The sequence below is a fragment of the Streptomyces sp. BF23-19 genome (genome assembly GCF_041106355.1).
Lineage (GTDB): Bacteria > Actinomycetota > Actinomycetes > Streptomycetales > Streptomycetaceae > Streptomyces > Streptomyces virginiae_A.
The window spans coordinates 8,366-15,243 of record NZ_JBGBPT010000137.1; the positions used below are offsets into that span (position 1 = coordinate 8,366).

Consider the following 6,878-nt stretch of genomic DNA (forward strand, 5'->3'; position numbering starts at 1 on the left):
TGCCCGTCCGACTCCCCATTCGTACGGGCAGCACCCTTCACCTGCCGTCCGTCCGCCGCTCCCCCGTCCCCACGGGGTTCGACAGGCCGATGTCCCGGTCCGGGCCGCTCTCCCGGACCTGGGGCGCCGCTCAGCGCCCCAGCATCACGCCCACGGACGACGCCTGTGCCGCCAGCTGATCGAAGCCTCCGAAGAGGAAGAGCAGCAGGGCGGCCAGGGGGAGCACCATGGCCGCGGCCACCAGTGGGTGGCGGGTACCGGACTCGTGGCCGTTGAACGCGAATGCCTTGCGCCCTTGCCGTGCGATGTCCGCCATGGTCCTCTCCCTGTCGTCTGGCAGCGGCGGGCTCGTGACCTCGGGGGACGAGTGCGCCACCCGCCGCTTGTCTTCAACACTAGGCGGGCGGGCGGCTCCTGGCCTCATGCCCTCGTACCCATTGCCGGGCCTCCGGGAGGATGACGGGGCCTCCCCCGTGTACTCCCCTGGGTGGAGACCGCTCCCCGATCGTGGGGGTCTTCCCGGAGGGGATGACCGGAGGGTAGTGACTTCGCTCACTTGCGTCACTCCCTGTGGCCGCGTGTCCGCCCACCGGCCGCCGACAAGATCGACTCGGCCGGGAGTCGCCCGCGGTCGCGCCGGAGCGGGCCCTGACCTGCTCCGGGACTCCAATCCCCGTGCGCCAAGGGGTGTTTGGCCGGGTGGATCGCCCCGAGGGAACGCCCCGACGGCAGCGCCGGCGCCCCCTCACGTGTGCTGTGCCGCACTGACAATCGAATCCCCCGGCGAGGGCGCGGCCTCTGAGCACGCATGCCGGATGGTCCGTAAGCTGTGCCACGTCAACAGGACGACCGGTCAGCGGGGTGGACATGGCGATGATGCGGCTCCGGCGCGAGGACCCGCGTGTCGTCGGCTCGTTCAGACTGCACCGGCGGCTCGGCGCCGGCGGCATGGGCGTGGTCTACCTGGGATCGGACCGGCGCGGGCAGCGTGTCGCGCTCAAGGTCATCCGGCCGGATCTGGCCGAGGACCAGGAGTTCCGCTCGCGGTTCGCCCGCGAGGTCTCCGCCGCCCGGCGGATCCGGGGCGGTTGCACGGCGCGCCTGGTGGCGGCGGACCTGGAGGCCGAGCGCCCCTGGTTCGCGACCCAGTACGTACCCGGCCCCTCGCTGCACGACAGGGTGGCCGAGGAAGGCCCTCTGACGGCCGCGCAGATCGCCGCCGTGGGCGCCGCGCTCTCCGAGGGCCTGGTCGCCGTCCACGAGGCGGGCGTCGTGCACCGGGACCTCAAGCCCTCGAACATCCTGCTGTCGCCCAAGGGCCCGCGGATCATCGACTTCGGCATCGCCTGGGCCACCGGTGCGAGCACCCTCACCCATGTGGGTACGGCCGTCGGCTCCCCCGGGTTCCTCGCACCCGAGCAGGTGCGCGGCGCCGCCGTCACCCCGGCCACCGACGTCTTCGCCCTCGGCGCCACGCTGGCCTACGCGGCCACCGCCGACTCACCCTTCGGGCACGGCAGTTCCGAGGTCATGCTGTACCGCGTGGTGCACGAGGAGCCGCACCTCCAGGGCGTGCCGGACGCGCTGGCACCCCTGGTACGGGCCTGCCTCGCCAAGGATCCCGAGGAGCGGCCCAGCACGCTCCAGCTGTCGATGCGGCTCAAGGAGATCGCTGCCCGCGAGGCACAGGGGCTCTCCGACGGGCGCCCGCCGGCCCAGCGGGCCCGGGTCGAGCGGCCGACCGGCCTGCTCCCCGAGGCGGAGCGGATCGGCGGCGCGGCCGAGGAGTACCCCGGCCGGCGTACGGAGCGTCGTACCGGCGGCAGCACCACGCCCCGGGCCCAGGGCGGCACCCCGAGCGGCCCGCACTCGCGGCCCTCGTCCTCCCGCAACCCGCAGCACCCCGGCGGCCCGTCCTCACGGCCGACCTCGGGGCGTACGGGCGGCCGTCCGGCCCCCAGGACGACGGGGACGGGACGGCGGCCCTCACGGCCGGATCCGAAGCTGATGCGGCAGCGGCTGATCGTGTTCGTCGTGGTGACGCTGATCGTGGCGCTGGGCATCGCGGCGGCCCAGAAGCTGTAGCCCCGGCCTTACTGCTGCGGGGCGCGGCCCTGGGCCACCGCGTAGAAGGCGACCGCGGCCGCCGCGCCCACGTTCAGCGAGTCCACGCCGTGCGCCATGGGGATCCGTACCCATTCGTCGGCGGCGACCAGCGCGGGTGTGGACAGTCCGTCGCCCTCGGCGCCCAGCATCAGCGCGACCCGTTCCAGGGACTGCGGCGCGGCCACGTCGATCGGCGTAGCCTTCTCGTGCGGGGTGAGGGCGAGCAGCTTGAAGCCCGCCTCACGCACCGAGTCCAGGCTCTTCGGCCAGGCTTCCAGGCGGGCGTAGGGCACGGAGAACACCGCCCCCATGGAGACCTTCACCGAGCGGCGGTAGAGCGGGTCCGCGCAGTCCGGTGACAGCAGCACCGCGTCCATGCCGAGGGCGGCGGCACTGCGGAAGATGGCCCCGATGTTGGTGTGGTCGTTGACCGCTTCCATGACGACCACGCGGCGGGTGGTGGCGAGCAGTTCCTCGGCCGTGGGCAGCGGCTTGCGCTGCATGGAGGCCAGGGCGCCGCGGTGCACGTGGTAGCCGGTGACGCGCTCGGCGAGCTCGGGGCTCACGGCGTAGACCGGTGCCGGGAGTTCGTCGATGACGTCGCGCATGACGTCGACCCACTTGGCGGACAGCAGCATCGAGCGCATCTCGTACCCGGCGTCCTTGGCGCGTCTGATGACCTTCTCGCCCTCGGCGATGAAAAGGCCTTCGGCGGGCTCGCGCCTGCGCCGGAGTTCGACGTCGGTCAGGCCCGTGTAGTCGCGCAGGCGCGGGTCGTCGGGGTCGTTGATGGTGATGAGATCAGCCACAGGGTGATACTGCCTTGTCCTGGGTACGGTGCCAACGGCCTGTCAGGCGCCGGTCGTAGGGAGGGTGCGGTCGCCCGGGCCGTTCACGCGGACGACCTCGCCGATGACGATGACGGCCGGCGGACGGACCTCTTCGGCGCGCACGGTCGCGCCGACCGTGGCCAGGGTGGCGTCCACCCGGCGCTGGGTGGCGGTGGTGCCCTCCTGGATCACCGCGACGGGGGTCTCCGCGGAGCGGCCGTGCCGCACCAGCGCCTCGGCGATCAGGCCGATCTTGTCGACGCCCATGAGGATCACCAGGGTGCCGGTGAGCTTGGCGAGGGAGGCCCAGTCCACGAGCGAGCGCGGGTCGTCGGGGCCGACGTGGCCGCTGACCACGGTGAACTCGTGCGCGACACCGCGGTGGGTGACCGGGATGCCGACGGCGCCGGGCACCGAGATGGAGCTGGAGATACCGGGAACGACGGTGCAGGGGATACCGGCCTCGGCGAGGGCCTGGAGCTCCTCCATGCCGCGACCGAAGACATACGGGTCCCCGCCCTTGAGCCGGACCACGGCCTTGCCGGCCTTGGCGTGCTCGATCAGGGCGTTGTTGATGGCCTCCTGGGCCATGAACCGGCCGTACGGGATCTTCGCGGCGTCGATGACCTCGACGTGCGGCGGCAGCTCGTCGAGCAGGTCGCGGGGGCCGAGCCGGTCGGCGATGACCACGTCGGCCTCGGCGAGGAGCCGGCGGCCGCGCACGGTGATCAGGTCCGGGTCGCCCGGACCGCCGCCGACGAGGGCCACGCCGGGGGTGGCCTTGTGCCGGTGGGCGGGAGCGGTGAGGGTGCCGTCGCGCAGGCCTTCGACGACGGCGTCGCGGACGGCCGCGGAGCGGCGGGGGTCGTTGCCGGTCAGCACGGCGACGGTGACGCCCTCGATGCGGCCGGTCGCGGGGGTCCAGGCGGTGGCCGCGGAGGCGTCGTCGGCGCGCACGCACCAGACGCGCTCGCGCTCGGCCTCGGCGGAGGCGCGCTCGTTGTCCTCGCGGTTCTGGGTGGCGATCAGCGCGTACCAGGCGTCGGCGAGGTCGCCGTCCTGGTAGCGGCGGCGCTCCCAGCGGATCTCGCCGGTCTCGGCCATGGCGTCCACGGAGGGGGTGGCGGAGGGCGAGATGAGCAGGACGTCGGCGCCGGCCGCGATGAGCGCGGGAAGGCGGCGCTGCGCGACCTGTCCGCCGCCGATGACGACGACACGGCGGCCGGCCAGGCGGAGTCCTACGGGGTAGGCGGGGGTGTCGGCCATGGCGGATGCGGCTCCTGGGGGCGGCGGTGCTCTTGCGTGCCGCTGCGGCGCTGGAGCGGCGGTGTACTGACGTGCGGCTTCTTTGTGCTGGTCCACCATACGGCGCGGATCGTCCCGAGGCGCGGACGGGGGCTGCGCCCGGCCTCCCGGGACTCCGCCCCGGACCCCGCGCCTCGAACGCCGGCGGGGCCGGGGTCGGGCCGGACCGGCCTGCGACCGGCGGTGGGTTCGCTCGACCTGCGGGGACACCCGGAGTGTCCCCGCCCCACGGTCCGCCGGAGTACTACTTCTCCGTGACGCCTGCCGAGTCGAAGGTGGCCACCTCGTGCATCGCGCGGGCCGCGCTCTGCACCAGGGGGAGCGCGAGGAGGGCGCCCGTGCCCTCGCCGAGGCGGAGGTCCAGGTCGACCAGCGGGCGCAGGCCCAGCTTGTTCAGCGCCGCCACGTGGCCCGGCTCGGCGCTGCGGTGGCCCGCGATGCACGCCGACAGGGACTCCGGGGCGATGGCGCGGGCCACCAGGGCGGCGGCTCCGGCGCTGACGCCGTCCAGGATCACCGGAGTACGCAGCGACGCGCCGCCGAGGAGGAGACCGACGATGGCCGCGTGCTCCAGGCCGCCGATCGCCGCGAGGACGCCGATCGGGTCCGCCGGGTCGGGCTGGTGGAGCTCCAGGGCGCGGCGGACGACCTCGACCTTGCGGGCGTGCGTCTCGTCGTTGATGCCCGTGCCGCGGCCGGTCACCTCGGCCGGGTCGACACCGGTGAAGACCGAGATGAGGGCGGCGGACACCGTGGTGTTCGCGATGCCCATCTCACCCGTGAGGAGCGCCTTGTTGCCCGCCGCGACGAGGTCGCGGGCCGTCTCGATGCCCACCTCGATGGCCGCGACGGCTTCCTCGCGGGTCATGGCGGGGCCGGTGGAGAGGTCGGCGGTGCCCGGGCGGACCTTGCGCGGGAGCAGGCCCGGGGTGGCCGGGAGGTCGCCCGCGACGCCGACGTCGATCACGCACACCTCGGCGCCGACCTGGTTGGCGAAGGCGTTGCAGACCGCTCCGCCGCCCAGGAAGTTGGCCACCATCTGGGTGGTGACCTCCTGCGGCCACGGGGTGACGCCCTGGGCGTGCACGCCGTGGTCACCGGCGAAGATCGCGACCGCGGCCGGCTCCGGGATCGGCGGCGGGCAGACCCGGGAGAGCCCGGACAGCTGCGCGGAGATGATCTCCAGCATGCCCAGGGCTCCGGCGGGCTTGGTCATGCGCTTCTGGCGCTCCCAGGCCTCGCCCAGGGCCTTCGCGTCGAGGGGGCGGATGCTGGCGACCGTCTCCGAGAGCAGGTCGTGCGGCTCCTCGCCGGGCAGCGCGCGGCGGCCGTAGGTCTCCTCGTGGACCACCCAGGAGAGCGGGCGGCGCTGCGACCAGCCGGCCTGGGCCAGCTCGGGCTCCTCGGGGAACTCGTCGACATAGCCGACGCAGAGGTAGGCGACGACTTCGAGGTGCTCGGGCAGGCCCAGCTCGCGGACCATCTCGCGCTCGTCGAAGAAGCTGACCCAGCCGACGCCGAGGCCCTCGGCGCGCGCGGCGAGCCAGAGGTTCTCGACGGCGAGGGCCGAGGAGTACGGGGCCATCTGCGGCTGGGTGTGTCGGCCGAGGGTGTGGCGCCCGCCCCGGGTGGGGTCGGCGGTGACGACGATGTTGACCGGGGTGTCGAGGATGGCCTCGATCTTGAGTTCCTTGAACTGCTTCGCCCGGCCCTTGGGCAGCGACTTCGCGTACGCCTCGCGCTGGCGCTGGGCGAGCTCGTGCATCGTCCGGCGGGTCTCGGCGGAGCGGATGACGACGAAGTCCCAGGGCTGCGAGTGGCCGACGCTGGGCGCGGTGTGGGCCGCTTCCAGGACGCGGAGCAGCACCTCGTGCGGGATCGGGTCGGTACGGAACCCCTTGCGGATGTCGCGGCGCTCGCGCATGACGCGCAGGACGGCCTCGCGCTCGGCGTCGGCGTAGCCGGGGGCCGCCTCGCCCGCGGAGGGCTCGGCGGGGGCGTCCACCACGGGCTCGGCCTCGGGCTGCGCCTCGGCCTGCTCCGCCGGAACCGGCTCCGGGGCGCCCTCGGGGTGGATCTGGAGGGGCGCCTGCTCCGACGCCTGCTCCGGCTCGGGCTCGGGCTCCGGCTCCGGCTCCGGCCGGACGGTCTGCGGCTGGACGGGCTGCGCCGGGGCCGGCTCGGCCACGACGGCCGGGGCGGCGAGCACCGGCTCGGGCTCCGCCGGAGCCTCGGGCTGCTCCGCGGGGGCGGCTTCCGGCTGCACCGGCTCGGCCACGACGGGCTCGGCCACGAGCACGGGCTCGGGCTGGGATTCCACGGCGGCGGGCTCGGCCACGACCGGCTGCGGCTCGATCTGCGGCTCCGGCTGCGGCTGCGGCTCGACCGCGACGGCCTCGGGCAGGACCGGCTCGGGCAGGACCGGCTCGGCCACGGCGGCGGTCACCGGCTCCACCGGGGCGACCGGCTCGGGCTCGGGCGCCGGCGCGGGCTCGACGGCGACGGGCTCGACGGCGACCGGCTCGGCGGCCGCCGGCTCGACCGCGACCGGCTCCGGCTTCGGCTCGGGCTCGACCGCGACGGGCTCGGGCCGGACCACCGCTTCTGCCGGGGCGGGGGCCGGGGTCGGCTCCACGG

5 protein-coding genes are annotated in these 6,878 nt (G+C 74.6%); 1 reads left to right on the forward strand and 4 read right to left on the reverse strand.

Going from position 1 to position 6,878, the window contains the following annotated elements; translation table 11 throughout:
- Positions 1 to 130 precede the first annotated feature (130 nt).
- Entirely contained in the window at positions 131 to 316 is a 186-nt protein-coding gene (locus AB8A24_RS41300) for a hypothetical protein (protein ID WP_030723551.1), read from the reverse strand.
- A gap of 551 nt (positions 317 to 867) precedes the next feature.
- Between AB8A24_RS41300 and AB8A24_RS41305 the strand changes: the two genes are divergently transcribed.
- Positions 868 to 2,085: a protein kinase gene (locus tag AB8A24_RS41305; RefSeq protein ID WP_328964031.1), complete on the forward strand. Its 1,218-nt coding sequence runs from the start codon at positions 868 to 870 to the stop codon at positions 2,083 to 2,085.
- Positions 2,086 to 2,093: 8 nt separating this feature from the next.
- Here AB8A24_RS41305 and AB8A24_RS41310 read toward each other — a convergent pair whose 3' ends face one another.
- The 3 genes from AB8A24_RS41310 to cobT form a co-directional block, all read right to left on the reverse strand.
- Positions 2,094 to 2,915, reverse strand: a complete 822-nt coding sequence (locus AB8A24_RS41310) for an RNA methyltransferase (protein ID WP_266389421.1) — start codon at positions 2,913 to 2,915, stop codon at positions 2,094 to 2,096.
- Between the two features lie 42 nt (positions 2,916 to 2,957).
- Positions 2,958 to 4,202, reverse strand: a complete 1,245-nt coding sequence (gene cobA / locus AB8A24_RS41315) for a uroporphyrinogen-III C-methyltransferase (protein ID WP_266389424.1) — start codon at positions 4,200 to 4,202, stop codon at positions 2,958 to 2,960.
- A gap of 283 nt (positions 4,203 to 4,485) precedes the next feature.
- Positions 4,486 to 6,878: nicotinate-nucleotide--dimethylbenzimidazole phosphoribosyltransferase (gene cobT / locus AB8A24_RS41320; protein WP_369479074.1), on the reverse strand; the 2,393-nt coding region annotated here is incomplete at its 5' end.

Excerpts from the sequence above, each read along its gene's own strand:
- cobA (WP_266389424.1), bottom strand. The coding sequence starts at position 4,202 with ATGGCCGACACCCCCGCCTACCCCGTAGGACTCCGCCTGGCCGGCCGC.
- AB8A24_RS41300 (WP_030723551.1), bottom strand. The coding sequence starts at position 316 with ATGGCGGACATCGCACGGCAAGGGCGCAAGGCATTCGCGTTCAACGGC.
- AB8A24_RS41305 (WP_328964031.1), top strand. The coding sequence starts at position 868 with ATGGCGATGATGCGGCTCCGGCGCGAGGACCCGCGTGTCGTCGGCTCG.